At 60.3% G+C, this 25,959-nt stretch carries 24 protein-coding genes; 12 read left to right on the top strand and 12 right to left on the bottom strand.

Annotation, left to right across the window (positions count from 1 at the left end; all coding sequences use genetic code 11):
* Positions 1-3: 3 nt before the first annotated feature.
* The 3 genes from ACQZ40_RS10995 to ACQZ40_RS11005 all read left to right on the top strand — a co-directional run bounded on the left by ACQZ40_RS10995 (position 4) and on the right by ACQZ40_RS11005 (position 2,765).
* On the top strand, positions 4-720 hold the full coding sequence (locus tag ACQZ40_RS10995; RefSeq protein ID WP_065655791.1) for a ParA family protein: 717 nt from the start codon (positions 4-6) through the stop codon (positions 718-720).
* Positions 721-865: 145 nt separating this feature from the next.
* The gene (locus ACQZ40_RS11000; protein WP_080857055.1) at positions 866-1,513 is read left to right on the top strand and encodes a TetR/AcrR family transcriptional regulator; all 648 of its coding nucleotides are present in this window, start codon (positions 866-868) and stop codon (positions 1,511-1,513) included.
* 46 nt (positions 1,514-1,559) lie between these two features.
* Positions 1,560-2,765: an MFS transporter gene (locus ACQZ40_RS11005; RefSeq protein ID WP_448747939.1), complete on the top strand. Its 1,206-nt coding sequence runs from the start codon at positions 1,560-1,562 to the stop codon at positions 2,763-2,765.
* Between the two features lie 69 nt (positions 2,766-2,834).
* Here the strand turns inward: ACQZ40_RS11005 and ACQZ40_RS11010 are convergent, their stop codons facing one another.
* Positions 2,835-4,223 carry a L,D-transpeptidase family protein gene (locus tag ACQZ40_RS11010; protein ID WP_220317221.1) on the bottom strand — a complete coding sequence of 463 codons (1,389 nt, stop codon included), beginning with the start codon at positions 4,221-4,223 and terminating at the stop codon, positions 2,835-2,837.
* A 156-nt stretch (positions 4,224-4,379) separates the two neighbouring features.
* On the opposite strand from ACQZ40_RS11010, the gene ACQZ40_RS11015 reads away from it, so the two are divergent.
* The 3 genes from ACQZ40_RS11015 (at position 4,380) to ACQZ40_RS11025 (ending at position 6,059) form a co-directional block, all read left to right on the top strand.
* The gene (locus ACQZ40_RS11015; protein WP_174039499.1) at positions 4,380-5,213 is read left to right on the top strand and encodes an aldose 1-epimerase family protein; all 834 of its coding nucleotides are present in this window, start codon (positions 4,380-4,382) and stop codon (positions 5,211-5,213) included.
* Positions 5,214-5,330: 117 nt separating this feature from the next.
* Entirely contained in the window at positions 5,331-5,669 is a 339-nt protein-coding gene (locus ACQZ40_RS11020; RefSeq protein ID WP_003522797.1) for a protein tyrosine phosphatase family protein, read from the top strand.
* A 48-nt stretch (positions 5,670-5,717) separates the two neighbouring features.
* Positions 5,718-6,059, top strand: coding sequence for a RidA family protein (locus ACQZ40_RS11025; RefSeq protein WP_003494829.1), 342 nt, complete (start codon positions 5,718-5,720; stop codon positions 6,057-6,059).
* A gap of 270 nt (positions 6,060-6,329) precedes the next feature.
* Here ACQZ40_RS11025 and ACQZ40_RS11030 read toward each other — a convergent pair whose 3' ends face one another.
* The 4 genes from ACQZ40_RS11030 to ACQZ40_RS11045 all read right to left on the bottom strand — a co-directional run bounded on the left by ACQZ40_RS11030 (position 6,330) and on the right by ACQZ40_RS11045 (position 11,260).
* Positions 6,330-7,094, bottom strand: a complete 765-nt coding sequence (locus ACQZ40_RS11030) for a HugZ family pyridoxamine 5'-phosphate oxidase (RefSeq protein ID WP_065655795.1) — start codon at positions 7,092-7,094, stop codon at positions 6,330-6,332.
* 67 nt (positions 7,095-7,161) lie between these two features.
* A complete protein-coding gene (locus tag ACQZ40_RS11035) occupies positions 7,162-8,829 on the bottom strand; it encodes a thiamine pyrophosphate-binding protein (protein WP_448747940.1) in 1,668 nt (555 codons plus the stop codon).
* Positions 8,826-10,028, bottom strand: a complete 1,203-nt coding sequence (gene caiB / locus ACQZ40_RS11040) for a succinate--glutarate CoA-transferase (RefSeq protein WP_142845263.1) — start codon at positions 10,026-10,028, stop codon at positions 8,826-8,828. The genes ACQZ40_RS11035 and caiB overlap by 4 nt, the downstream gene beginning before the upstream one ends.
* Before the next feature lie 251 nt (positions 10,029-10,279).
* Positions 10,280-11,260 (bottom strand): alpha/beta fold hydrolase, encoded by a 981-nt coding sequence (locus ACQZ40_RS11045; RefSeq protein ID WP_161987901.1) that lies wholly within the window; start codon positions 11,258-11,260, stop codon positions 10,280-10,282.
* Between the two features lie 147 nt (positions 11,261-11,407).
* Here ACQZ40_RS11045 and ettA point away from each other — a divergent pair, with 147 nt between their 5' ends.
* The 3 genes from ettA to metF all read left to right on the top strand — a co-directional run bounded on the left by ettA (position 11,408) and on the right by metF (position 15,126).
* Positions 11,408-13,057 carry an energy-dependent translational throttle protein EttA gene (gene ettA, locus ACQZ40_RS11050; RefSeq protein WP_078051840.1) on the top strand — a complete coding sequence of 550 codons (1,650 nt, stop codon included), beginning with the start codon at positions 11,408-11,410 and terminating at the stop codon, positions 13,055-13,057.
* 160 nt (positions 13,058-13,217) lie between these two features.
* Complete coding sequence (locus ACQZ40_RS11055; protein ID WP_059756617.1) at positions 13,218-14,231, top strand: ArsR/SmtB family transcription factor; 1,014 nt, start codon at positions 13,218-13,220, stop codon at positions 14,229-14,231.
* 1 nt (position 14,232) lies between these two features.
* Positions 14,233-15,126 carry a methylenetetrahydrofolate reductase [NAD(P)H] gene (metF, locus tag ACQZ40_RS11060; protein ID WP_003522177.1) on the top strand — a complete coding sequence of 298 codons (894 nt, stop codon included), beginning with the start codon at positions 14,233-14,235 and terminating at the stop codon, positions 15,124-15,126.
* 466 nt (positions 15,127-15,592) lie between these two features.
* Here the strand turns inward: metF and ACQZ40_RS11065 are convergent, their stop codons facing one another.
* The 7 genes from ACQZ40_RS11065 to ACQZ40_RS11095 form a co-directional block, all read right to left on the bottom strand.
* Positions 15,593-16,819 carry a lytic murein transglycosylase gene (locus ACQZ40_RS11065; RefSeq protein WP_448747941.1) on the bottom strand — a complete coding sequence of 409 codons (1,227 nt, stop codon included), beginning with the start codon at positions 16,817-16,819 and terminating at the stop codon, positions 15,593-15,595.
* Between the two features lie 122 nt (positions 16,820-16,941).
* Entirely contained in the window at positions 16,942-17,721 is a 780-nt protein-coding gene (locus ACQZ40_RS11070; RefSeq protein WP_080853124.1) for a glycoside hydrolase family 25 protein, read from the bottom strand.
* 235 nt (positions 17,722-17,956) lie between these two features.
* Positions 17,957-18,676, bottom strand: coding sequence for a class I SAM-dependent methyltransferase (locus ACQZ40_RS11075; protein WP_448747942.1), 720 nt, complete (start codon positions 18,674-18,676; stop codon positions 17,957-17,959).
* Positions 18,673-19,923, bottom strand: a complete 1,251-nt coding sequence (locus ACQZ40_RS11080; RefSeq protein WP_448747943.1) for a DUF3419 family protein — start codon at positions 19,921-19,923, stop codon at positions 18,673-18,675. Before ACQZ40_RS11080 ends, ACQZ40_RS11075 begins: the two co-directional genes overlap by 4 nt.
* Positions 19,924-20,122: 199 nt before the next feature.
* On the bottom strand, positions 20,123-21,208 hold the full coding sequence (locus tag ACQZ40_RS11085; RefSeq protein WP_173999981.1) for a lytic transglycosylase domain-containing protein: 1,086 nt from the start codon (positions 21,206-21,208) through the stop codon (positions 20,123-20,125).
* A gap of 136 nt (positions 21,209-21,344) precedes the next feature.
* Positions 21,345-21,980 (bottom strand): LysE family translocator, encoded by a 636-nt coding sequence (locus tag ACQZ40_RS11090; RefSeq protein ID WP_448747944.1) that lies wholly within the window; start codon positions 21,978-21,980, stop codon positions 21,345-21,347.
* Positions 21,981-22,032: 52 nt separating this feature from the next.
* Entirely contained in the window at positions 22,033-23,244 is a 1,212-nt protein-coding gene (locus tag ACQZ40_RS11095; protein ID WP_448747945.1) for a pyrophosphate--fructose-6-phosphate 1-phosphotransferase, read from the bottom strand.
* A gap of 319 nt (positions 23,245-23,563) precedes the next feature.
* On the opposite strand from ACQZ40_RS11095, the gene ACQZ40_RS11100 reads away from it, so the two are divergent.
* From ACQZ40_RS11100 to ACQZ40_RS11110, 3 genes are all read left to right on the top strand, one after another.
* Positions 23,564-24,304, top strand: coding sequence for a J domain-containing protein (locus ACQZ40_RS11100; RefSeq protein ID WP_003522185.1), 741 nt, complete (start codon positions 23,564-23,566; stop codon positions 24,302-24,304).
* A complete protein-coding gene (locus ACQZ40_RS11105) occupies positions 24,301-25,080 on the top strand; it encodes an N-acetylmuramoyl-L-alanine amidase (protein WP_173999977.1) in 780 nt (259 codons plus the stop codon). Before ACQZ40_RS11100 ends, ACQZ40_RS11105 begins: the two co-directional genes overlap by 4 nt.
* A 247-nt stretch (positions 25,081-25,327) precedes the next feature.
* Positions 25,328-25,867: a lytic transglycosylase domain-containing protein gene (locus ACQZ40_RS11110; RefSeq protein ID WP_003522187.1), complete on the top strand. Its 540-nt coding sequence runs from the start codon at positions 25,328-25,330 to the stop codon at positions 25,865-25,867.
* The last annotated feature ends 92 nt before the right edge of the window (positions 25,868-25,959 follow it).

A 25,959-nucleotide genomic window follows, 5' to 3' on the forward strand; every position in this document is an offset into this window, starting at 1 on the left:
GTCATGTCAGTCATCACTTTCGCCAATACCAAGGGCGGTGCCGGAAAAACGACAGCAGTGCTGCTTCTGGCAACCGAACTGGCCCGCAGCGGTCACCGCGTGACGGTTCTGGACGCCGATCCGCAATTGTGGATTTCCCGCTGGCACGACTTGTCCGGCGAGATCGAAAATCTCTCGGTGATTTCGCATGTGACGATGGCTTCGCTTGAAGGCCATATTCGCGAGAATAAAACCAATACCGACTGTTTCATCATCGACCTGCCGGGCGCGAAAAGCCCGCTGTTGACCATGGCGCTCGGTATTTCCGATCATGTGCTGATCCCGGTTCAAGGTTCAGCCATGGATGCGCGCGGCGCTGCCGAAGTTCTGGATCACATCGAATTCCTGAACCGCAAGATGGGCAAGGCTATCGCCCATTCAATCGTACTGACGCGGGTGAATGCCATGGTGGCGACGCGTTCGCTGCTGCTCGTCAAAATGCTGCTGGCGGAAAAGAACGTCTCGGTTCTCAATACGCCGATTGTCGAGAGAGCGGCCTATCGCGATATTTTCGATTATGGTGGTACGCTCCTCTGTCTCGATAAGGACAAGGTCAGCAATATCGACAAGGCGGTGGAGAACGCGAAAGCCTTCGCCACCGAAGTTGTCGGCCTGCTGCCGAAACGTCTTTTGCGGCTCGGCACGCAACCGGCTCGCCTTTTCACCCGCAAGGCCGCCTGAAACATTGATTTCGGCCTTCTATCCTTCTGCGGTCTTCATCACCGCAGACGGATGATGATGACTTGGACCATTGGCGGCCGTTGAGCTTGTTCGGGCATCGGTCGACGTTTTTCCGCGCCGGTTTCATTATTCGCTTGATTTGGAAATGATCGTTTCCTATATTCCGGCCATGAGCAATATCAACCACACCAATTCACCGGAACAGCGCCATCGCGGCAGGCCGCGCGAGTTTGACGTCGACCGCGCGCTCGATGGGGCGATTCGGGTTTTTTCGCGACGCGGTTATCATGCCACTTCCGTCGGTGACCTTACCGATGCGATGGAACTGGCACAGGGTAGTCTTTACAAGGCTTTCAAGGACAAGAAAGCCATCTTCATCGCCACGATGGAACGCTACAGGATCGTGCAGACCGAGCGTTTCGAGGCTGCGGTGGCTGGTTTCGATACCGGTTATGAGCGCGTTAGGGCAGGCCTGATGTTCTATGCGGAACGGTCGCATGGCGGTGTCGGCTCTGACGGATGTCTGGTGGTTGGTGCTGCTGCCGATCTGGCGGCTCTGGATGACGATATTGCAATCGTGGTCGAGCGGGCGGTGAAGGCGAGGGAGCGAATTGTCGCCCGCGTCGTTGCTGAAGGGCAGAAAGATGGTTCCGTGCGTTCGAAGGCCGATCCCGATGATCTCGCCCGGGCGATGCTGTGCATGATGTACGGCATGCGCGTGGTGGGAAAGACGGGGCGCAGCCTCAAAGACATGGTGGCCGTGGTGGATATTGCCATGAAGCTTGCCGAGTGATTTTGTGACTATTTAGGAAACAATTGTTTCCATATTGGAGAAAATGATGACGACGCGTGTAATTGAAGGGGATGATGTCGAGGCAACATCCATTTCCCCGGCCTTGACGTTCCTCTTGGCGACAGCCTGCGGACTGATTGCCGCCAATCTTTATTATGGCCAGCCGCTGGCCGGTATCATCGGGGCGGAACTTGGTCTTTCTGCGGGTGCGACGGGGCTGATCGTGACCCTGACCCAGATCGGTTACGGTATCGGTCTACTGTTTGTCGTGCCGCTCGGCGATCTCGTTGAAAACCGCAAGCTCGTGGTCAGCGCCGTTGCGATGGCGGTGCTTTCCCTTGTGGCGGCAGCATTTGCGCCGCATGCGGCCCCGTTTCTGATTGCGGCCTTTCTGGTCGGCGTCAGTTCCGTGGCGGTGCAGGTCATCGTTCCCTATGCCGCCCACATGGCGCCGCATGCCATTCGCGGCCGGGTGGTCGGCAATGTCATGAGCGGGCTGATGGCCGGCATCATGCTGGCGCGGCCGGTTTCCAGCCTGCTGTCGGAAGTGGTCTCCTGGCGCGGTGTGTTTCTGACCTCGGCGGCCGTCATGGCGCTTCTTGCCGTGGTGCTTTTCCGGCTTCTGCCCGCCCGTATGCCCGATGCCCGGCTGAGCTACGGCGCATTGATGGCTTCGATGGGCCGGCTGGCGCTGCACACGCCGATCCTGCGGCGACGGGCGATCTATCACGCCTTCCTGTTTGCGGCCTTCAGTCTGTTCTGGACCACGACGCCGCTTTATCTGAGCGGGCCGCATTTCAATCTGAGCCAGGGTGAAATCGCGCTTTTCGCACTGGCCGGTGCGGCCGGCACCGTGGCCGCGCCGATTGCCGGGCGGATGGCGGACCGTGGCTGGACGCGTGCGGCCACCTTCTTTGCCCTGGTGGCTGTGGCGTTCTCCTTCGCCGTCACACATCTTGCACCAGAAGGCTCGCATCTGGCGCTCGCCATTCTGGTGGTCGCCGCCATCGTTCTGGATTTCGGCGTCACCACCAATCTGGTGCTTGGCCAGCGTGCCATCTTCACGCTCGGAGCAGAATTCCGCAGCCGTTTGAACGGCATCTATATGGCGACGTTCTTCATGGGCGGCGCAATCGGTTCCGCCGTTGGCGGCTGGGCCTATGCCGTCGGCGAATGGCAAGCCGCCTCTTGGATCGGCTTCGCCTTGCCGGTGGCAGCCCTGCTTTATTTCCTCACGGAAAAACGTGACTGAAACGCCACCAAATGAAAAAAGCCCGGCGGACCAAACCGCCGGGCTTTTTCTTTTTTCTTTCGGTCGATCCTATTCCGCGAATTCGACCACCACGCCGGGGCGGACCATTTTCGCCAGTTCGGTCGCATCCCAGTTGGTCAGGCGGATACAGCCGTGGCTGTTGGTCTTGCCGATCTTCGAGGGTTCCGGCGTGCCGTGAATGCCATAGGTCGGCTTCGACAGCGCAATCCAGACCGTGCCGACCGGGCCGTTCGGACCCGGCGGGATTTGCAGGATCTTGTCGTTCTGGCCCTGCTTGAAGTTGATCTTCGGATTATAGGTGTAGCCGGGATTGAGCGCGATGCGCTCCACCGTGTGCGTGCCGCTTGGCGAGGGCGTGTCCGTGGAACCGATGGTGGCCGGATAGGCGGCAATCAGATTGCCGTCCTGACCATAGGCGAAGACCTGCTTGATGCCCTTATGCGCGACGATGCGGGCAACCTGTCCCTTTTTCGTCTCGCCCGGATTGACGACCTTGATGATGGTGCCGGGCACGGAAAAATCGATGCCGGGGTTCAGTTCCTTCAGATAGTTCTCATCCATGTGGAAACGTTCGGCGAGCGCTTCCGACGTTGAGGTGAAGGAGAGGGCAGGCAGCTGCGACTTCTCGGCATAGTCGTCCGGGATGGAGGCGACGTAGGGGCCGGCGGCGTCGGCGGCGGTAATGGTGTAATCGACGATCGGCATGCCGCCGGATGCGCGCAGACGCTCCAGAATGTCATCGGAATTGTTGGGGTCGAGCTTCTCGCCGGTCATGTCCTGCCAGGCGGCAATCGCCTTGTTGACGTTGTCGCCCATCTTGCCGTCGATAACGCCGGGCGAGATGCCTTCACGGTCGAGGAATGTCTGGAGCGCGACGATTTCCTGGCGCGAGCGATTGACGGGCGTTGTTACCGGCGTATGGCGCTCGATCAGGTGGTCCGGCTGCGGAACGGCGGCGGTGGTGCTTTCGCCCGGCATCGGCTGGCCGAGCGGACCGCTTTCCACCGCACCGGGTGCGGGAACGGAGCCGGTGTAGAAATTCTCGTCGGAACCATCGCCGCGATATTCGCGGTAATCGCGCACGCTGCCATTCTCCTGATAGCCGTAGTCGCGCTGCGGCTCACGATACTGGCCGCCGGGGGCGGGCGGATAATAGGTGGTGTCGCGCTGGCGCGCCTGCTGCCGCTGCTGGTAGCCCGAGGGCATTTCGGTGGCGAGGAGATTGCCGTACTGGTCGTAAAACACCGTGCGTCCCATGGAATCGCGGCTGATGACGATATCGCCGCGCTCCGGCATGAAGTCGAGCACACGACCATCAGGGGTCACCAGCATCGTCTGCTGATCGCCATAACGCTGCTGCGCGCCAGCCTGTAGCGGGGCGATAGCTGCCGCCAGCGCGACTGTCAGACCCAGAGCTGCGTTAAGAAACTGTTTCACGATTCTGCTATCCCTTACTTGTTCACCGATAAACACACCGCAATCTTGACCCTATTGTGAAAAAGGTGAATTCGCGGTTAATGCAATCTTAATTTCCGTCACGGTTAGTAGCGTTTCCGTGAAGCATGCGTTTTCAAGGTCACAGGGAGGTTTATCTTGCGTTCGTTTCAGGCTGGCAGATCGCCACGCATTTTCCTCGATGAAACCTCCGTTTTCGATATCGGCTCCTGCGTCGTCGATGGCATCGACATCGCGCCCGGCCGCGCCATTCCCGACGATGGCGATGCGCGCATCGACCACTCTCTGGAAGGCTTTCTGTTCACCTGCGGCCCCGACCATATCCGCCATCCCGAGCCGATCGATGGCGACGGTGAGGGACGTCGATATCCGCTGCATGGGTCCTTTTCCTCGCATCCCGCGACGGTCATTGCGTTCGATGTTCAAGAGTCCAATGCATTGGCGCGCGTCGAGGTTCCCGTGAAGCTTGCCGATGGCGGCACGGCCCTTCTGGAACGGACATGGCGTATCGACGGGGAGAGCGGCGAGGTCAGCCTCGATGACCGGATCGTCAACACGTCCGAGCGGCCCATCCCGGTGTTCCTGATGTATCATATGAATGTCGGCGCGCGCCTCTTCGACGATGCCGTGCGGCTTGAGGGCGCGATGCTGGATGGTGGCGGCCACGGCTGGCGTTTCGGCGAGGAGCCGGGCAATGTTTTCTGCGTTGCCGCCGGTGATGACGAGTGGGCGTCGCTTTCGCTCGGACCGATTGCGGCCATTGGCGGGAAGACGCTGACGGTGCGTTTTCGCACGGAAACGCTGCCCTATCTGCAGATGTGGCGCAACCAGCAGGCGCCGGCCAATGTGCTCGGCATCGAGCCGGTATCGCATCGCTGGGTGGGGCGGAGCGAGCTTGAGGCGGCCGGCGAGTTCAATATTCTCCAGCCTGGCGAAAGCCGTTCCTTCGGCCTGCGCTTTTCCATCCTCTGAGCCGTACCGAATGAAGATGCCCCGTCATTGACGCAGGGGTTTTGACCGCTTACATCGGATGCGGATTTCAAGGGTGACAGCCAGCGGCGCGGACGCCGGTTTCAGCGGAGGCATGACATGGATATCAGGCGCATAGACGACGAATATTCGGTAACGGGACAGATCAGCGTTGCCGATCTCGACGAGATCAAGGCGCTCGGCTTCAAGTCGATCGTCTGCCACCGTCCTGACGGCGAAGAAGACGGCCAGCCGCTTTTCGCCGATATTGCCGAGCGTGCAGAACAGCTTGGCCTCACCATCATGCATGTGCCGGTTGGCCGTTACGGCGTCGATGCCGATGCCGTTGCCGGCATGGTGGATGCGCTGGACGAATTGCAGCGCCCGATGCTCGGCTATTGCCGTTCCGGCGCGCGCTCGACGGCGATTTACGAAAAGACCCATCACCTGCGCGGCTGATTTTCCGCGCATCATTCGATTTTAAATGCCAATCAACAGGAGTTTTCCATGACCATCAAGCGTATCGAGCCGGGCAAGCGCATGAGCGGCGCCGTCGTTCACGGCAACACCGTTTATCTGGCCGGCCAGGTTGGCGAAGGCACGAGCGTTACGGAACAGAGCAAGTCTGCTCTCGCTGAAGTCGACCGCCTGCTGGCCGCTGCCGGTTCGGACAAGTCGAAGATCCTGCAGACCATCATCTATCTCTCCGACATGTCCACCTTCGGCGAAATGAACGCCGTCTGGGAAGGCTGGATCGACCCGGCAAACCCGCCGGCCCGCGCCACCAGCGGCGCACCATTGGCGACGCCGGACTACAAGGTTGAGTTCATCGTGACCGCTGCTCTCTGAGCATCCGTCTGAGTTTTTAAGAAAAGGCCGGGTCGCGGAAAGCGGCCCGGCCTTTTTTGATGGGATGGGGTCAAAAACTCTCCCCGTCATGCCGGGCTTGACCCGGCATCCAGCCACGGCGTGTCTGCGCCGTGAAGAGAGTCTTTCGCGATCAAGGACTTGATCGCGCTGGACCCCGGATCTAATCCGGGGTGACGGCGCGGCGTGGCGACATGGCCACAAAATCCCAAGTAGAAGTAATTTTCATGTTTTTTGAATCGCTTGCGTCCGTCACCTCACCGGCGAAGCAAGCGCCTTCTCAAACTGCTTCAACGTCGTCACCCGCTCCGCAAACCACAGCCTGGCCAGATCGCTCGCCGAGGCGAGATCGATGCCATCCGGGTCGATGGAGGTGATCGTCCAGCGGCCAGTTTTTGCGCCGGCCAGAACGGCGAGCCGGGACGCTTCGCCCTTGATGGCGTTGAGGCGGGTCGCTTCGCTTTCCGCCGCCGCCATCAGTTCGTCTGCGCCTGAGAGATTGGTGCGCAGATCGGCCGGGGTGATGTTGCTGGCATTGCGGGCCGGGCCGCCATTGATCTGCACACCTTCCGTCCGCAACCGGTAAAGCCGCGTGTCGGGAAGGGAGAGATAAAGTTTCGCTTTGGGGTAGCGGGCAATGTAGCGCGCGATGGCGAGCGGCGCTTCATCCGGGCCGATTTGTTCCGCCTTGCCCACCATTGTCAGCCGCGGCAGCGTCAGCGCATCTCCCTTGCCGAAGGGGGCGAGCGTCAGCGAGATGCGCGCGTCCGCCTCCATGTTGCGGGCGTGCAGCGTCAGCCCCGCCGCGAAGAAAAACGGCGTGCCGTCCGGCTCGATGCCGATATTGGTGGCGGTCGTATAGGGATAACCGCTGACCGGATCGAGGGTCGCAAGCGCTGCCGCGCGGGAAGTGTGCAAGACGTCCCGGGCCACGCGCACGGCCTCGAAAGGCGCACCGGCCGAGGACTCGATCTTTGCGCCGCGCGGGGTGATGACGGGAGAGGCTGCATCCGGCATGTCGTTTCCTAAGCTGTGAGTTTCAGTCAGGATTTACACCATGCCGGAGCCGTGTCCATGCGTCATATCAGCTTCCGGTCCTGATCTGCGTCAGGGTACGCGTCGGCGTGATCGCTTCGGCATCCAGCTTTACCTCGATAATGGCCGGCTTGCCGCTTGCCCGCGCCCGTTCGAAAGCGGCGGCGAAGTCTTGCGTTCTTTCCACCGTTTCGCCGTGGCCGCCATAGGCTTTGGCAAAGGCGTTGAAATCCGGATTGACAAGATCGGTGCCGCTAACGCGGCCGGGATATTCCCGCTCCTGATGCATGCGGATCGTGCCATAGGTGCCGTTATTGACCAGTACGGTGATGATCGGCAGACCATAACGCACAGCGGTGATGAATTCCTGCCCATGCATCATGAAACAGCCGTCGCCGGCAAAGCAGATCACCTCACGCTCGGGGAACAGATGCTTGGCCGCGACCGCCGCCGGCAGGCCGTAACCCATCGAACCTGATGTCGGGGCCGATTGCGTATTGTAGCGACGGAAACGGTGGAAGCGATGGACCCAGGTGGCATAGTTGCCGGCGCCATTGGTGAAGATCGCATCCTGGGGCACATTGGCCTCGATCCAGTCCATGATCGGACCCATCTGCACCGCGCCGGGGCCGGTCTGAGGCGGGGTGGACCAGCTGCGATAGGCCGCATGCATGGCGGCGGTGCGATCCGCCCATGCCGCACTGCCGGAAACTGTGATGGAGGAGAGGGCGGCGATAAAATCGTCCGGTGCGGCGCAGATTGCCAGATCGGGACGGTAAACGCGGCCAAGCTCTTCGGCTTCCGGATAAATATGGACGAGTTTCTGCGACGGGTAGGGGATGTCGAGCAGCGTATAGCCGGAAGACGGCATTTCGGAGAGGCGGCCGCCGAGCAGCACCACGAGATCGGCCTCCTTGATCTCCTTGGCCAGCGCCGGGTTGATGCCGATGCCGACATCGCCCGCATAGGAGGGGCTCAGATGATCGAACAGCATCTGGCGGCGGAAGGAACAGCCGACAGGCAGCTTGTTGTTTTCCGCAAATGCCTTGAAGCCTGCGACGCTTTCCTCGGACCAGCGGGTGCCGCCGATGATGAAGACCGGGCGCTTCGCCTCGCCAAGCATTTTTGCGAAGGCGGCCATCTGTGACGGGCCGGGGTGCGCTTCGACTGGAGTATAGGGCTTTGCTTCGGGCGCTTCGACCTCTTCCACCAGCATGTCTTCCGGCAGCGTCAGCACCACCGGGCCGGGGCGGCCGGAGGTGGCGACGGCGAAGGCGCGGGTGACGAATTCGGGGATGCGGCGCGCATCGTCAATCTCACCCACCCATTTGGCGAATTCGGTGAAGGCGCGGCGATATTCCACTTCCTGAAAGGCCTCGCGCTCGCGGGCGTCGCGCTGCACCTGGCCGATGAAGAGGATCATTGGAATGGAATCCTGCCTTGCGATGTGCAGGCCCGCCGAGGCGTTGGTGGCGCCCGGTCCGCGGGTCACCATGCAGATGCCGGGTTCACCCGTCAGCCGGCCCCAGGTGTCGGCCATCATGGCGGCGCCGCCTTCCTGGCGGCAGACCACGGTTTCGATGCCGCTTTCATAAAGCGCATCCAGCACGGCGAGATAGCTTTCGCCCGGAACGCAGGAAACGCGGGAGACGCCATTGGCCTTCAGCGCTTCGACGATCAATTGCCCGCCTGTTCTTTTCATTCCGGCTGCAGTCATGGCGTCGTGGTCCTTTCGATGTTTTCCAGTTCGGCCAGCACCTGCGCCTGATGTTCGCCGAGCTTGGGGCTCGGGCGTTCATAGCGCAGCGGCGTTTGCGACATGATAATGGGTGTGCGGACCCCGGGGATGACAGTGCCGTCTTCCGCCTCCAGATCGACGCGAAGGCCGCGCGCCTTCACCTGCGGATCGGCAAACATTTCCTCGATGGAATTGATCGGTCCGGCGGGGACGGCGTTCTTTTCGCAGGCGGTCAGAAGATCGCGCTTCTGCCATTTCAGCGTTTCGGTGGAAACGATCTGCCGGACTTCCGCTTTATGGGCCACGCGGGCCTTGTTCGTCGCGTAACGTTCGTCATCGGCAATCGCACCGATGCCGAGAATGGTGCAGAGGCGGCGGAACTGGCCGTCATTGCCGACCGCCAGGATCAGGAAACCGTCAGCCGTCGGCACCACCTCATAGGGGGAAATATTCGGATGGGCGTTGCCGAGCCGGACGGGCGGCTTGCCGGAAATCAGGTAATTCATGTTCTGGTTGGCGAGCACGGCCGATTGCACATCGAGAAGCGCCATGTCGATATGCTGGCCTTCGCCGGTGCGGATGGCGTGGATCAGCGCCGCCTGAATGGCTGACACGGAATAGATGCCGGTGAAGATATCGGCAACCGCCACGCCCGCCTTCATCGGCTGGCCGTCGGCTTCGCCGGTAATCGACATGAAGCCGGACATGCCCTGCACGATATAGTCGTATCCGGCGAGATCGGCATAAGGCCCGGTCTGGCCGAAGCCAGTGATGGAGCAATAGATCAGCTTCGGATTGAGCGCCTTCAGGCTCTCGTAGTCGAGGCCATATTTGGCAAGCCCGCCGCGCTTGAAATTCTCGATGACGACATCGGCGGTGCGCACCAGCCGGCGCACCAGCTCGCAGCCCTCGGGCGTTTTCAGATCGGCGACGATGGAGCGTTTGCCGCGATTGGTGGCGTGGTAATAGGCGGCGGAGAGGTTTTCTCCATCGTCGCTTTCGACGAAAGGCGGTCCCCATGCGCGGGTATCGTCGCCGCCCTCGGGGTTTTCCACCTTGATGACATCGGCGCCCATATCGGCCAGTATCTGCCCTGCCCAGGGACCGGCCAGAACACGCGCCAGTTCGATGACGCGGATGCCCGATAGCGGCGGTTTCCTGTTTGGCATGTCGGTCATCGGTCCCCCGGTATTTTGTGTCTGCCGGTTTATAGACCGCTGCTTGCCTCGTCGCATGTGATTTTATCTCATGGACTTATTCCGTTTTGGAACGGCACTAAACTGGGGCTGACACGGCAGCTTCGACATTCGGTGTTTTGAGAGTCTCCTAATTCCGTCATTCCGGCCTTGAGCCGGAATCCAGCCAGCCCAAGTCATTGGGCTGAAAAGACTCTTCTCGCCGCGCAGACGCGCGTCGGCTGGATTCCGGCTCAAGGCCGGAATGACGGGGAGGGCGTTTTACTGTCATCCACGACGCGGCCGCACCAGGCGGCAAAATCCGCCGCGACGGGCTGCCAGCCGATTTCGTTCAAAGTCTCGTGCCGCATGCCCTTGTAGATCGTGTGCTCAACATGGCTGAAACCTGCCTCGCGGAAACGCTCCGCCAGCCAGACGATCTCCTTGCCGTCATTGGTGGCTTTGTCCTGATCGCCGCTAACAAGCAGAAGCGGTAAGGTTTTTGGCAGGCGCTCGATGAGTTTCGGTGCGCGATAGGAGAGTTCGAAGACATCCTGCCACAGGGAAACGCTCGCCTCGAACTGGCAGAGCGGGTCCTCCACATACGCGTCCACAGCCGCCCTGTCGTGGCTCAGCCAGTCGGCATGGGTGCGCCTTTCCGGCATTTTCGCATTCCACACGCGGAAGGTCGCCTTCGGCAGAATGGCGCTCGGCACATCCGAGCCCTTCAGCATCTTTTCGAGCCGCAACACGAGCTGCGCGAGACGGCCCATGAGGCCGGGATTGAGATTGGAATTCCAGATCGAGAGGCCATCGAAGGCATCCGGATGGCTGACGGCGGTGTTCAGCGCCACGAGGCCGCCCATGGAATTGCCGAACAGGATTACCGGCAGGCCGGGATGTCTTTCGCCGGCCATCCGGCGCATCGCCATGACATCGGCAACGACCTTTTTCGCGCCGTCCTTCCAGCCAAAACGGCCGAGAGGCGCGTCCGCCGCTCTCGTGCGGCCATGGCCGCGATGGTCGTGGGCGTAGACTTCGAAACCCTGCTTCGACATCACATCCGCGAGCCGGCGATAACGGCCCGCGTGGTCAACCAGCCCGTGGCAGATCATCAGCACGCCGCGCACAGTGGCAAGAGCGGAGGGCTGGTGGCGAAAGGCAATGGATGCGCCGGAGGGGGCTTCCAGCCTCTGAATACGGCTGAAGGCCAAGTCGTCGGTCGTTTCATTCATGATCGCGCCTGTCCTGCCATAACATCCCTTGTCATAATCATGGGGTCATAATCGTGCCAGAGGTTGCCCCAAGGTCCTATTTACCCTACATAGCGGCAAATTTCCCGATACGTACTCTTAAAAATCCGATGTGGAGCATTCGCTACAATGGCACGTCAATTCATCTATCACATGGCCGGGCTGAACAAGGCCTACGGTGCGAAGAAGGTTCTGGAGAACGTTCATCTCTCCTTCTACCCCGACGCCAAGATCGGTATCCTCGGCCCGAACGGCGCCGGTAAGTCGACTGTTCTGAAAATCATGGCCGGCCTCGACAAGGAATATACCGGTGAGGCGTGGCTCGCCGAAGGTGCTACGCTCGGTTACCTCGAGCAGGAGCCGAAGCTCGACGAAAACAAGACCGTCATGGAAAACGTCATGGAAGGCGTGGCGAGCAAGACGGCGATCGTCGACCGCTACAACGAATTGATGATGAACTATTCCGACGAAACGGCGGATGAGGGCGCAAAGCTTCAGGACATCATCGACAGCCAGAATCTCTGGGACCTGGAAAACCAGGTCGAGATGGCCATGGACGCGCTGCGTTGCCCGCCCGGCGACTCGGCTGTAACCGGTCTTTCCGGTGGTGAACGCCGTCGTGTGGCGCTCTGCCGTCTGCTGCTGTCGCAGCCGGATCTGCTGCTGCTCGACGAACCGACCAACCACCTCGATGCGGAAACCATTGCGTGGCTTGAAAAGCACCTGCGCGATTATCCCGGCGCCGTGATGATGATCACCCACGACCGCTACTTCCTCGACAACGTCACGGGCTGGATTCTCGAGCTCGACCGGGGTCGCGGCATTCCTTACGAAGGCAACTACTCCGCTTACCTGCAGGCGAAAGCCAAGCGCATGCAGCAGGAAGCCCGCGAAGACGCCTCGCGCCAGAAGGCAATCAGCCGCGAACAGGAATGGATCGCCTCCAGCCCCAAGGCCCGCCAGACGAAGTCCAAGGCACGTATCAAGGCCTATGACGAGCTGGTGGAAGCAGCGGAAAACCGTCGTCCCGGCGATGCGCAGATCGTTATCCCGGTTGCCGAGCGTCTCGGTCGCGTCGTCATCGAAGCCGACAACCTGACGAAGTCCTATGGCGACCGCGTGCTGATCGAAAACCTGTCCTTCAAGCTGCCCCCCGGCGGTATTGTAGGCGTCATCGGCCCGAACGGCGCCGGTAAGACGACGCTGTTCAAGATGATTACCGGCCAGGAAAAGCCTGATAGTGGCTCCGTGACCGTTGGTGATACCGTTCAGCTCGGTTACGTCGACCAGAGCCGTGACGCGCTGGCGGGTGACAAGACCGTGTGGGAAGAAATCTCCGGCGGCAACGACATCATCAAGCTCGGCAAGTTCGAAGTGAACTCGCGCGCCTATTGCGGCGCCTTCAACTTCAAGGGCGGCGACCAGCAGCAGAAGGTCGGCAATCTCTCGGGCGGTCAGCGTAACCGCGTGCACCTCGCCAAGATGCTGAAGGCCGGCGGCAACGTTCTGCTGCTCGACGAACCGACCAACGACCTTGATACGGAAACGCTGGCAGCACTTGAAGAAGCGCTGGAAGCCTTTGCCGGTTGCGCCGTTATCATCAGCCACGACCGCATGTTCCTCGACCGTCTGGCCACGCACATCCTCGCTTTCGAGGGTGACAGCCATGTGGAATGGTTCGAAGGCAACTTCGAAGACTACGAAAAGGACAAGGTCCGCCGCCTCGGCCCGGAAAGCATCAAGCCCGGCCGCGTGAGCTACAAGCGCCTGACGCGCTGATCCTTTTCCGGATCCTTTCAGAAAGGCCCGCCGCAAAGCGGGCCTTTTTCCGTGTAATAAGTGGACACGATCGCCTCACCGAACACTTTGCGCTTGCATCGGATGCCGCATCGACATAAAGATATCTTTATATCTTGATTAGCTTGCGAGGCGCGGCAGAGTGGCGTTCGGTCTGGACAAATTGGTGGATCTTCTGAAGGCGGCGGGTGAGCCCACGCGCTTTCGCTTGCTGGCGCTTCTTTCGGCCGGCGATCTGACTGTCACCGATCTTACCGAAATTCTCGGCCAGTCGCAGCCGCGCATCTCCCGTCACCTCAAGCTTTTGACCGAAGAGGGACTGATCGAGCGTTATCAGGAAGGCGCCTGGGCCTATTTCCGCCTGCGGCAAGATGGTGAGCCCGCCATTGTCGTCCGGCAGCTGCTTGGCGCCGCGTCGCCGTCTGATGCGGTTCTCCAGCGTGACAGCGAACGGCTTGCCACCGTCAAGCGGGTGCGGGCGGAGCGGGCGCAGGATTATTTCAGCCGCAACGCCTCCGCCTGGGACGAACTGCGCCGCCTGCATGTCAGCGACGAGGCCGTGGAAGGCGCGCTCCTGAAGCTGGTGGGCACCACGCCGGTCGATTCGCTGCTCGACCTCGGCACGGGCACCGGTCGCATTCTGCAGCTGCTGAGCGGTATCTATCGCCGCGCGATCGGTGTGGATGCCAGCCGTGACATGCTCTCGGTGGCGCGTGCCAATCTCGACAAGGCGGGCGTGGTCAATGCATCCGTGCGCCATGGCGATATTCTCAACCTGCCGCTGGAAGGCCAGGATTTCGATCTGATCGTCATCCATCAGGTCCTGCATTTTCTCGACCAGCCGGAGATTGCGCTTTCCGAGGCCGCGCGCATGCTGCGCCCCGGCGGGCGGCTGATCGTTATCGATCTTGCACCGCATTCCTTCGAATATCTGCGCGACGAGCATGCGCATGTGCGGCTCGGTTTCTCGCATCCGCTGATGGAAGAGTGGCTGAAGAAGGCCGGACTTTCTCTGGAGCGCGCTGTCGATCTTCATTCTGAAAAAGCGTCCGACGAAGCTCTGGATGTTACGATTTGGGTTGCCCGTGACCAGCGGCTGCTGATGGCAGACGATGTGGTGCAAGAGGCCGTTTTACTTGCTGCCGGGAGGGCATGATATGTTGAGGTCGGAAACCGCGCGCCGTGATGGCGATATCCGGTTGTCTTTCGAGTTTTTCCCGCCCAAGAATCCCGAGATGGAAACCCAGCTCTGGGAAACAGTTGCCGAGCTGAAGAAATGGAACCCGGATTTCGTGTCCGTCACCTATGGCGCCGGCGGTTCCACCAAGGCACCGACGCTGGATGCGGTGCGCCGGATGATCGGCGACAGCCATCTGGCGACCGCCGCGCATCTGACCTGCGTGGATGCCAGCCGTGAGGACGTGCATCAGGTCATTGAAGAATTTCGCAACGCCGGCGTTCGTCATTTCGTGGCGCTGCGCGGCGATCCCTCCACTGGCATCGGCACGGCGTATAAGCCACATCCGGAAGGGTATGAGAACGCCGCCGCTCTGGTGAAGGGGCTGCGTGAAATTGCCGATTTCGAGATTTCCGTGTCGGCCTATCCGGAAAAACACCCGGAAAGCGCAAGCGAAGCGGTCGATATCGATATGCTGAAGCGCAAGGCGGATAATGGCGCGACGCGGGCGCTGACGCAGTTCTTCTTCGATAATGACGTGTTCGAACGCTATATGGAGCGGGTGACGGCTGCGGGCATCACCATTCCGGTGGTTCCGGGCATCATGCCGATCCAGAACCTCACCCAGCTCAAGCGTTTCGCCGGCCGCTGCGGCACCAGCATTCCCGGTTTCCTGGATGAGCGTTTTGAAGGTTATGACGACGATCTGGAAGGTCGTGCCCGCGTGGCCGCGGAGGTTGCCGCCGAGCAGATCGCCGATCTTCAGCGGCGTGGCGTCAATGAATTCCATCTCTACACCATGAACCGCGCGCCGCTGGTTGATGCGGTACTTGAAAATCTCGGGCTGGAGCGTCTGCGCCGCAGCGCCGCCTGATTTTACCAGAGCGGATTACCGACATGAAAAAAGCGCAGGTCCCTCAGGGCCTGCGCTTTTTAAACTCGTGTCATCTACGGTTCTTATCTGCGTTTGGTCTTCACGTCTCGTCAGATGAAAAGCATCATCGCTACGAACAAAAACGCCAAACCGACTGCCAAGGCATTGAGAGATTTTGTAAGTCCCATGGGTGCCTCCTCTTGTTGACAGGTTCGATAATATGACCGTTTTGTGGCAGTTGAAAAGCGGTTTTTGTGATGCAGTGCAGCACGTCTCCGAACGACATAAAAAAGAAATTTCTGTAATTATTTGAAAATAAAAGATTATTTTCTTATCACGCAGTGCTTCATATGTTTAAAAAAAGTAAATGACCGGGGTGTTATCCCCAGTCATCAGGTCGAGATTAACGCTTTATGCCTTGATTCCGTCCGACAGATTAAGGGCCGGAAGGCGCCGTTAAGATTGCTTAAAGCGCCTGCAGAAGTGCGGTCGAAGGCCAGCCATCGGCGGGCATTCCGAGACGCTGCTGCTCCTTCTGGATGGCGACGCGGGTGCCGGAACCGAGAATGCCATCCACCTTGCCGACATTGTGTCCGCGCGCTTCGAGCTTGGTCTGAAGCTCCTTCATGGTCGCATCATCGAAACCGGGCTCCGGGTTGCCCTTGTTGTAGACGGGAGAGCCCATGAGGCGGGTGGCAAAATAGGCGGCCGAGGTCGTGTAGATGAACGACTGGTTCCATTCCAGATAGATGTTGAAGTTCGGATAGGTGATGAAGGTCGGTCCCTTGCGTCCCTGCGGCATGATGAGGGCAGCGGGCAGGGTGGCGAAGTTTCTGTTACCGTCGCGCGGGGTCACGCCCAGTGCGAACCAGTCACCGGCGGTCAACGGGCCGCCGAGGCCGGATTTTTCCCAGGGCAGGTTTTCCGGCAGCGAGACTTCCTGAATCCAGGGTTCGCCCTTCTTGAAACCGAGATGCTGGATGAACTTCGCAGCCGTCAGGATCGCATCCGGGGCGCTGCTCTTGACGTTGATATGGCCGTCGCCATCGCCGTCGACGCCGAAGGCGATGATGTCCTTGGGCAGCATCTGCACCTGACCGATTTCACCGGCCCATGCGCCGGTATTGGTGGCGGGATCGAGATCGCCGTGCTGGACCATTTCGATCAGCGCCAGCAGCTGCGGGCGGAAGAGTTCCGGGCGGCGGCAATCATGCGAGAGGGTCACCAGCGCGTTGCGGGTGTTGAAATCGCCCTGAACGGCGCCAAAATCCGTCTCCATGGCCCAGAAGGCGGCGATGACGCCGGCCGGAACACCGAATTCGTTTTCGGCGCGGGCGAAGGTGGAGGAGAGTTCCTGAAGTTTCTTGCGGCCGATATCCAGACGGGCCTGGCTGACGGTGCGCTGGGAGAATTCCAGGAAGGTCTGGCGGAAGACGCCCTGTGCACGGTCACGCGAGAGCACCTTCGGGTCGATCTGCGCGCCGGCAAGCGCCTTCTGGATCGCATCGGCCGGAATGCCCTTGGCAAGTGCGTCGGCTTTCACGCCTTCGACAAATGCACCGAGGTCGCCGCCGCAGGCAACCTGCTTGGGATCGTCAGGCGCGGCCACTGGCGGTGTGGCGAGGGCGGAGCCGGTGGAAAGAAGCGACAAAGCGGCGGCAAAAACGATGCTGCGCGACCGGAACGTGGGCATGGGAATTTCCTCGATAGGTTGTTAGCCCGCTTTACCCATATGTTTGCGACAAAAAAACGGACCGAATGATCTGACGTTGCAGAACAACGCCGATTTTTCAAAAGTGTTGCTTCTTGGCCGTGTTATTTGGCGGAAGCAATCCATTTCCGCCAGTTTTTCTCCGTTCCGGCAAAGACATTGATGTCGGTCGGACCCTTCACGCCGGGCACGACGCCGGTTGCAGTATATTGCCAGAAGGCCCATTTGCGGTCTTCGTAAATCTTGGCCGGATGGGCGGCGACGGAGCGGACCCAGAAGTGGTAATCCTTGAACTGGCCGACGAGATTGTCGCGGTGAAAGTCGACCGAGGTATAGATGATCGGACGCTTGCCATAGTGGGCTTCGATGCGGTCGAGGAAACGCTGCATCTCGGCGCGAACGATGCCGGGCGCCGGGCGTGTCTTGCAGGTGGGCGAGGCCGGGTTCCATTCCACGTCGAGAACCGGGGGAAGGGTGACGGCCTCTTTCGGCACGTTGCGAATGAACCAGTCGGCCTGGGCGTCTGCTGTCGAACAGAAATAATAGAAGTGGTAGGGCGCGTGCAGAACATCTGCCGCCGCCGCGCTGCGCCAATGGTCGCCGAATTTCGGATCGATGCGGTCCGACCCTTCCGTCGCCTTGATGAAGACGAAGGAGACACCGGATTTGCGCACGGTTTGCCAGTCGACATCGCCATTCCATTTGGACACGTCGATGCCGTGTACCTCATGGCGGTGCGGGTTGTTCGCGCCGAAATCCTGCGGATCGGTATCGGAAAATTTCGGCCTGGAAACGGATGCAGTTTCCAGCAGGTCATAGCTGGTGGAGGTGCAGCCGCCGATCAACAGCAAAGCCGACAATAGTGCCGATAAACGCAGCCGCATTGAAACCCTGATGAAAGTGTTGCCCATCCCGCGGCCGCAAAACGGCGCGCCGTATCTCCCGATTTACGCATAACATGGTAAACAAGCGGTTATGGCAAGGGGCAAGGTGCTTTTTTGCATCTCGCAAGCCGCTGGATTTGAAGCGATTTGCAATTTTTACTGCTGAAACCTCGCCGGGCGGAGCCGTGAAGACTACGCTACAGACGCGCAGGCGGGTTTCGCAATCCCCCGGGAATCAGGCGTCGGCCAATATGCGGTGGATTTTCGGCTGCTGCGCTTCGGCAACCGGAAGCGTGATGACAGCCCGCCAGGCATAACCCCGGGCGATTTCCTCGAATTCGAGATTACCGTCGAAACGGCCGGCCATATTGGCCAGAACATAGCGGAGATTGGCGCGGGGCGTGACGTGGAAACGGGTGAGCCAGGCTTGCAGAAGGGTGCGGAACCACTTCGGCAATTGTTCCTGCTGGCCGAAATCGACGATATGCAGCGAGCCGCCGGGTTTCAGCGCCGTGAGCGCCTGTTCGATCGCCTTTTCCCAGTCCGGTATCATCGACAGGGCATAGGGGATCATGACGCGGTCGAAGCCGTCGGGCAGGCCGAATTCGGAGGCGCGAAAAGCGGTGGCATCGGCCACGCGCAGAATGGGGCGTTCCGCCTTGCCGGCGAAATTTTCGGCTGCGGTCAGCAGCATTTCGGCGGAAATGTCGAGGCCGAACAGTCTTGCCTGCGGAAATTTGCGGCTGGCCAGCAGCAGGTTGCGGCCGGTGCCGCAGCCGACTTCCAACAGCGTGCCGCCCTTCGGCACGTCGAGGCCGGAAATGGTCCGGTCACGGCCGAGAAGGTAATATTTGCGGGTGATATCGTAGATATGCCGCTGGTGGCGATACATGCGGTCCATCAGGCTCGCATGCGCGCTATCTGCAAGGCCCACATTCTCGCCGATGGTTTTCATGCCATAGCCCTCTGATAGATATGGAAGCCGCCGTAGATGGCCGAACGGTCCATGGCGTTGAGCTCGTTGGAGCGCTCTTCGAGATAGACCCACTGGTTGCGGATATCGGGCGAAAGCCGGCCTTCGATGACGCTCTTTTCGGCCGCGGTGCGGAAAATGACGCGCGCACCGGGCGCGGCGGTGCGGCTGATCTGCGACCACAATTCGTTGAGCTGCGTGTCGGTCATCCAGTCCTGCGCATCGAGGAGGATATAACGGTCGACGGCGCTTGCCGGCTTTCTGGAGAGAAGCTCGGTATAGGTGGCGTGGTGCACGGCAACGCGGGCCGTGTTGTTGCGGATCGTCTCGTAATATTCCGGTTTGAGATAGGCGGGCAGCGCGCCCTCATGCGGTTCGGGATAACGGCGCACAAAGGCCTGCCAGGCGAAATAATTGTCGCTGAGCGGGAAGTTGCAGGCGAGCTTTTCCAGCCGCGCCTTCAGCACGGATGCGACCGTGCCATTGGCGGAGAGGCTGGCCAGCTCGTCATATTGGCGAGGCGGAATGCCGAGGCCGAAGAGTGAGCTTTTGCGCTTCGTCAGCCAGCGCACGACCGGCTTGTCGAACAACGGCGCCACCTTGCTGTCGAAAAACTGGCGCTGTTCGTCCAGCGTGCGGGTCTTGGCCATTTCGGTGAGCTTTACGCCGTGCAGCCGAGCCATGAGATGGCCGGCGCCGATGAAGCGGCCGAGCAGGCCGGTGCGATAGATGTTCCTGTCGAAGACAGAGATGCGGCGGCGGCCGGAAAGGGTGCGCTTGGACCAGTAAGCCTTGGTCGTGGCGTCGAGATGCTCGGCGATGAAGCGGTCGTAACCGTGGCTGTTGCTGCGCGTATTGGCGCGGCCGAAGTGGCGCACCACGTCCTGATGGGCGGGCAGATGGCGGAAGGCGGCGAGCTTCAGCTTGTTCAGCGCGATGTGGTGCGGGTTGAGGTCCACGACGTCGATGCTGGCCGGATTGCGGGAGAGATAGGCCAGCATGTTGCAGCCGCCCGAGCCGATGGTGACGATGCGGTGACCTTCGCCAAGCTCCATCGCTTTCATGTCGATTTCCGGGTCTTCCCATATCTGCGGATAGACGAGGCCGGAAAAGAGGACGCCGAAGAAGCGCTCGGACAGACCGCTTTTGGAGAGTGCCTTGTGCTGGAGCAATGCGGACTTCAGTTTCGTGTTCTTGCTGAAGCCGGTCTTGGGTGCCGCACTCGTCATATGTTCACCTCTCAGTCGATTGAGAGGCGTCTACAGCTGTGACACTACAATTTGATGACAGGGGCTGTGGGCAAAGGCGGGGAATAGGGGTGTCGGTGGAAAACCAGCCCGCGCCGCCCAATCAGGATGACGAAATGGAAAGACCCGGCGGCTTAAGAAAAGCCGCGCGGTTGCATTCGCATAACAGAGCCTGAGGCCATCACTTGCGCAAAACGTGCAGCATGCCCTTGCGCTTGGCGTCGTAATAATAACCGCGCGCATAAAGCCGGACCGCGTTGTCGCGGTCGTTGCCGGCCACAACCCATGCGCCGCGCAGATATTTGACGGCGTATTTGAGGTTGGTTTCGGCATCGAAAAGGCCGGAGGCGGGGCCATCGAAGCCCATGGAGCGTGCCGTGGCGTGCCGGATCTGCATCAGGCCGAAATTGCCGCTGCTATAGGCGCCGGGATTATATCGGCTCTCGCGCTGCACGACGCGGTGAACCAGATCTTCCGGCACATCATACATGGTGGCGTATTTGGTAATAAGGCCGCTCAGCTTTTCGCGTCCGGCCGGCGCGGAATTGAGCGGCGCCGTCATCGATTCGTTCTGGCGGATGGCAGCCAGCGCGGCGTTGGTGGGGCCGGCGGCATAGGCCAGAACCGTGCTGTCCGGCTTCGGCAGCGGAATGACTTTGCGTTCCGCCGTCAGTTCGGTGCCGATGGAGGGCGAGCCGGGCGGCGGCGGTGCGGGCGGGAAGCTGCCCTTGACGGCAACCACCTGCGGCAGATCGGCGGCGGCATTATGGGCAGCCGGCTTGGCCGCCACGTCAGCCGTTTCGATGGCTGCGGCCGCCGGAGTGGCGCTTGTCGGTGCGAGCGCCGTGGCCGTGGTCGGCGCAGATGTCGTCACACCAGCTTGGGCGACCTCGTTCTGCTGCGGCTGCATCTGGGCGGCGATGGCTGCGGCTGCAGCAATTTCGGAAGCCGGCGGCAGCGCCACGCGTCCGCCCTTGACGGCGACTGCGGTGGGAAGTGCTGCAGGCTGGGAAGGGGTTGCGGTTTCGGCGGTCTGCACCGTTGCTGCTGCTGCCAGGTTCGCGCCCGCTGCTGCTTCGGCCGTTGCCGGCTGCGCCGATGTCTGCGCAGGAGTGGTCGCGGGATTGACTGTTGCGATCTTCGGGCCGTTCGGCCCTTCCTTGGCGGTATATTCGACGCTGGTGCATGCGCTCAATGCCAGTGCCAGACCCACGGTGGAAGACAGAAGAAGTGCACTTCTTCCGCGGAATTTTCCCGAATTTCGCATGTTGCCGCCTTCGTTATGCCTGTCTGTCGATACTCCCGCGTCGAGCGAAGCAGGCAGTGTCCCGTCGCGCCTTCATTAACCTATTGTAAGGATAGCGGCAAGCCGGGACGTTTCTCGCCGGCTTTCGGGCGGTTTTTCAGGCCGCGATGCGCCTGTATCCGGCGCTGACGGCGCGGCCGGAAATGAAGTGGGTGCGGTATTTCGGCCGGATTTTTTTATCGCCCGACATGCGGCGCACCATCGCCAGAGTAGGCCCGGCAAACAGCGCCTGCGCGGTCAGAATCACCAGCGCCAGAAGCAGGATGGCGGCCTGCGCCATGGCAAGCGTTTCAATTGCTTTGCCGGAGGTGGACACGAATTGCGGCAACAACGCCAGAAAGAAAGCGAAGTAGCGCGGGCGCAGGGCGGCAATGGCGTAACAATCGCGGAAAATACCGCTCCAGGATTTGCCCGGCAGATTGTCATTATCGGCATTGGCGGCCTGGGCGGCCGGCGTGGCGAAGGTCCACAGGAGGAACAGCATCAGCCAGCCGATGCCGGCCCATTGCACGATTTCCACGAAGGATTGCGGCAGCCAGGCGAGACCGGCCACCGGAATGGCGGAAATCGTCATGGCCGTGACAATGCCGAGCGCAGCGCCGATGACGGAGGCGAAGATCGTCTTTTTGCCGCGAATGGCGGCATAAGAGGCGACAGAGAATACAAGGGGAGAGGGGAGTGCGAACACAACGGCACATGCTGCACAAAAAATCAGCCAGGCCTGTCCAGACATTCTCTTCCTCCTTGCCCTCCCTGTCGCCGTATTATTTTAGCCTATCGTAAAATCAGGCCGCTGTGAACGGCTGACCGACGTGTTCCATCACTTCGCTAAACCATTTTGCAGAGAGGTCGAAATGCTTTCCGCCCTTGATACGCGGAAACTCGATGGTCCGCAATTTGCCATTCTGGTCTTCGTCATGGCCGGTGACGCCGGAGACCTTGTTGAGCGCGCTTTCGACGGCGAGATCGACCATGCCCTGAATTAGGCGCAGGTCGTCGCCATTGGCGGCGGCGGAGCGGGCGAAATAGCCTGATTTCTGCACCATGGAGCGTTCCGCACCGATGAGGCTGGCAAACTGCTTCTGGAACCAGCCACCGACATTGATGGTGTCGATCTTCACATGGCCGAAAGCGTCGCGCTTGACGGCCTCGCCGGAGGCTTCGCGTTCGGCGACGATGGAATCGAGGCCCGCACCTTCGGAAACGAACAGCGTGACATAGCCGTTCCTGTCCATGATTTCCTTCAGGCGCTCGGCTTCCGCCTCGATGTCGAAGGCCATTTCCGGCAGGTAGATGCCGTCGATGTTCTTCATCTGCGTGTTCATCATCAGGCCTTCGACATATTCATTGCCGCTGGTCTTCTGGATATAGGCACGGGCGGTGGCGGCCGTCAGCCAGCCGCAATGGCGGCCCATGACTTCGTGGATAACGAAAGTTTTCGGCGCCGCGCTCTGTTCGTTGCTGACATTGTCGAAGAATGAGGCGCCGACTTCGGCGGCCGTCCAGGCGCCGAGCGACTGCTTGATCGGCACAACGTCGTTATCCACCGTCTTCGGCAGGCCGACAACGGTGAGATTGTAGCCGTTGGCGCCGAGATAGGCGGCAAGGTCCGCAGCCGTCGTGTTGGTGTCGTCACCGCCGATGGTGTGGAGAATGGTGATGCCGTCGGCCGCCAGCCGGTCAGCCGCGACGCGAAGCGGATTGTCGCCTTCCTTGACCAAGCCGCGCTTGGCGCAATCGGCTGCGTTGGTGAGCTTGACGCGGCTGTTGCCGATCGGCGAGCCGCCGTATCGGTGCAGCAGATGCGCCTTTTCCCGCATATCCCTGGTGATCTCGATACGGTCACCCAGAAGCACGCCCTGATAACCCGAGCGGTAAGCGATGATGTCGATCTCGGGCGCGATGTCGCTGTAACGCTCGATCAGGCCGCCCACGGCCGAAGAGAGACAGGGCGCAAGGCCACCCGCGGTCAGCATTGCGACTTTCTGTTTGGCCATCATGGCTCTCCTTTTCACATATACCCAAAGACATGTCTGGCAAATGGATGCGACAGCCGCGTGTAGGTGTAAAGTGAATTTATGAAGAAAAACGCCGATTTCTCGCGGTTTTTCAGCGGCTTGAGCAAAGTAGCGGAATATAATCGTTTCAATCGGCATAGCCGGTGGTCGGCTTCCCGCCATCTGTGGAAAACTGTGGCGTCATAGTCTGGCGCGCTCTTGTTCCTGAAGCAAAACTGTCGCAAAGATGAATAAAAGTTAATGCCGCCGGCCCGCTGGACATATTGCATTCGCGGCAATATCCCGTCATGCTTGTCGCATGATGTTCGATTTCGCCTGTCTGCAAATTTCATCCCTGTGGGAACGGCTGCTCGGCGCAATCGGCGACGCGGCAGGCGGTGCGCTCGGGCGCGTGGTGGAAGCCATCCGCACCCTTTTCGAGGGTGATCCGGAGACGCGCCGCAAGGTTTCCTTTTCCGTGGCCATCATCGCGCTTTCCGCCAAGATGGCGAAGGCCGACGGTGTCGTCAACGATGCCGAGGTGCGCGCCTTCCGGCAAATCTTCGATTTTCCGGAAGAAGAAGCCAAGAACGTTGCCCGTCTTTATAATCTCGCCCGTCAGGACGTTGCCGGTTACGAGGCCTATGCGGAGCGGCTCGCCGGTCTGTGCGGTTCCGGACACGCCAATTGCGAGATGCTGGAAAGCGTCATCGACGGCCTGTTCCACATCGCCAAGGCCGATGGGCTGATCCATGAGCGGGAACTGGCCTTCCTCGGCCGGATCGCGGAAATCTTCCGTATCACCGAAGATCACTTCGAAACGATCATGGCGCGGCATGTCCATATGGACGGGCGCGACCCCTATCGCGTGCTCGGCGTTTCGCCCTCCGACGATTTTTCCGATATTCGCCGGCGTTATCGTTCGCTGGTTGCCGAACACCATCCTGACAAGCTCATTGCACGCGGCGTTCCCATGGAATTGCATGCGGCTGCGAATGAGCGTATGGCGGCTCTCAACGCCGCCTATGCGGCCATCGAGAAAGAACGCCGCGTCGCATGAGTGAATGTCTGCCGGATTTTACCCCGGATTTCGGGGGCGCAGCCGTTGCGCCTTCGCCTAACCATGGCGAAAGGCTGGGTGTGGCCGGCCCCGATATTATCCTGCTGCATTATACCGGCATGACGACGGCCGACGGCGCGCTGTCGTGGCTCTGCAATCCGGAAAGTCAGGTTTCCAGCCATTATTTCGTGTTCGAAGACGGGCGCGTCATCCAGCTCGTGCCGGAAGCCCGCCGTGCCTGGCACGCGGGCAAAAGCATCTGGGCGGGGGATCAAGACATCAATTCCCGCTCCATCGGCATCGAGATCGCCAATCAGGGCCATCCCGGCGGCCTGCCGGAATTTCCGAAGAAACAGGTGGAAGCCGTCATCGAATTGTGTCGCGATTGCGGCCAGCGCTGGTCTATCGCCCCTGAAAGGGTGCTGGCGCACTCGGATGTCGCGCCAATCCGCAAGGTCGATCCGGGTGAAAAATTCCCGTGGGACATCCTGTCGCAGCACGGTGTCGGCCATTGGGTGGAGCCTGCGCCGATCCGTGGCGGACGTTTTTTCCAGCGCGGCGATCATGGCCAACCGGTCGAAGCGCTGCAGTCGATGCTGTCCATCTATGGTTATGGCGTTGAAATTACAGGCGCTTATTGCGAGAAAACCGAAGGCGCCGTGGCTGCCTTCCAGCGGCATTTCCGTCCCGCTCTGGTGGATGGCATCGCGGATTTCTCCACCATCGACACGTTGCATCGGCTGATCGCCAGCCTGCCGAGATTTTCGGCCGCCTGAACGCGAATCCTGGAAAATCGTTCCCGGTTTTCTTGCTGTTCAAGTCGCTTTTTTTACCGTGCCACAGTTAATCCGCATTGAGGAAGTTTAAGAACGTCACTGCATGCGGTGTCGTTCTTCAGGGGAACCTGCCGTCAATATCAATCAAGGAGACCGGACAACGGAAGGTCGTGATCGACTTTCCGAGCGCAGATTATTTGTGTCGCTTCATTGTTTCTGTCATCCGATCTGGAGACTTTTTCTACATATGAACAGGGTTGTTGTTGCTGTCGTGGCGGGCGTTGTTATGCTCGCTTCGCAGGCGGGGATTGCTTTTGCCAAAGACGAGGACGTCAAGACCAAAACCGTGACGCTGGAGACCTTCTTCCGCAAGCCCGGTTATCCCATTCCCGAAAAGAGCCTGCCTTCCTCGCTCAGGAACGACTATTCCGATCTGATCGTCAAATATGCCAAGCGTTACGGCGTTCCCACCAATCTGGCGCATGCCGTGGTTTCGGTGGAAAGCAAGTTCAATCCGAAAGCCCGCGGCAGCGCAGGCGAGGTCGGGCTGATGCAGATCAAGCCGGCGACGGCGCGGATGATGGGCTATCGCGGTACGACCAAGGCGCTCTACGATCCCGAGACCAATATTCGCTGGGGCATGCAATATCTGGCGACGGCGCATCAGCTTGGCGGCGGCCAGGTGTGCAGCACGATCCTGCGTTACAATGCAGGCCATGGCGCCACCCGGATGAACCCGGTCTCCAAGCGTTATTGCGGCAAGGTGCAGGCGCTGCTGGCCGGCTGAGGCCGCCATCGTTCGTCTGCGAAATTGCGAAAAGCGATTCCGGTTCGGTCCGGCATGCTGTAGTCAGAAGCAAATCTGATACGGAGCATGAC

The organism is Agrobacterium sp. 16-172Ci (genome assembly GCF_053522725.1).

Bases quoted from the DNA above. Each gene is read 5' to 3' on its own strand.
- ACQZ40_RS10995 (WP_065655791.1), top strand. From the start codon at position 4: ATGTCAGTCATCACTTTCGCCAATACCAAGGGCGGTGCCGGAAAAACG.
- ACQZ40_RS11000 (WP_080857055.1), top strand. From the start codon at position 866: ATGATCGTTTCCTATATTCCGGCCATGAGCAATATCAACCACACCAAT.
- ACQZ40_RS11005 (WP_448747939.1), top strand. From the start codon at position 1,560: ATGACGACGCGTGTAATTGAAGGGGATGATGTCGAGGCAACATCCATT.
- ACQZ40_RS11020 (WP_003522797.1), top strand. From the start codon at position 5,331: ATGGATATCAGGCGCATAGACGACGAATATTCGGTAACGGGACAGATC.
- ACQZ40_RS11025 (WP_003494829.1), top strand. From the start codon at position 5,718: ATGACCATCAAGCGTATCGAGCCGGGCAAGCGCATGAGCGGCGCCGTC.
- ACQZ40_RS11030 (WP_065655795.1), bottom strand. From the start codon at position 7,094: ATGCCGGATGCAGCCTCTCCCGTCATCACCCCGCGCGGCGCAAAGATC.
- ACQZ40_RS11035 (WP_448747940.1), bottom strand. From the start codon at position 8,829: ATGACTGCAGCCGGAATGAAAAGAACAGGCGGGCAATTGATCGTCGAA.
- caiB (WP_142845263.1), bottom strand. From the start codon at position 10,028: ATGACCGACATGCCAAACAGGAAACCGCCGCTATCGGGCATCCGCGTC.
- ACQZ40_RS11045 (WP_161987901.1), bottom strand. From the start codon at position 11,260: ATGAATGAAACGACCGACGACTTGGCCTTCAGCCGTATTCAGAGGCTG.
- ettA (WP_078051840.1), top strand. From the start codon at position 11,408: ATGGCACGTCAATTCATCTATCACATGGCCGGGCTGAACAAGGCCTAC.
- metF (WP_003522177.1), top strand. From the start codon at position 14,233: ATGTTGAGGTCGGAAACCGCGCGCCGTGATGGCGATATCCGGTTGTCT.
- ACQZ40_RS11065 (WP_448747941.1), bottom strand. From the start codon at position 16,819: ATGCCCACGTTCCGGTCGCGCAGCATCGTTTTTGCCGCCGCTTTGTCG.
- ACQZ40_RS11070 (WP_080853124.1), bottom strand. From the start codon at position 17,721: ATGCGGCTGCGTTTATCGGCACTATTGTCGGCTTTGCTGTTGATCGGC.
- ACQZ40_RS11075 (WP_448747942.1), bottom strand. From the start codon at position 18,676: ATGAAAACCATCGGCGAGAATGTGGGCCTTGCAGATAGCGCGCATGCG.
- ACQZ40_RS11080 (WP_448747943.1), bottom strand. From the start codon at position 19,923: ATGACGAGTGCGGCACCCAAGACCGGCTTCAGCAAGAACACGAAACTG.
- ACQZ40_RS11085 (WP_173999981.1), bottom strand. From the start codon at position 21,208: ATGCGAAATTCGGGAAAATTCCGCGGAAGAAGTGCACTTCTTCTGTCT.
- ACQZ40_RS11090 (WP_448747944.1), bottom strand. From the start codon at position 21,980: ATGTCTGGACAGGCCTGGCTGATTTTTTGTGCAGCATGTGCCGTTGTG.
- ACQZ40_RS11095 (WP_448747945.1), bottom strand. From the start codon at position 23,244: ATGGCCAAACAGAAAGTCGCAATGCTGACCGCGGGTGGCCTTGCGCCC.
- ACQZ40_RS11100 (WP_003522185.1), top strand. From the start codon at position 23,564: ATGATGTTCGATTTCGCCTGTCTGCAAATTTCATCCCTGTGGGAACGG.
- ACQZ40_RS11105 (WP_173999977.1), top strand. From the start codon at position 24,301: ATGAGTGAATGTCTGCCGGATTTTACCCCGGATTTCGGGGGCGCAGCC.
- ACQZ40_RS11110 (WP_003522187.1), top strand. From the start codon at position 25,328: ATGAACAGGGTTGTTGTTGCTGTCGTGGCGGGCGTTGTTATGCTCGCT.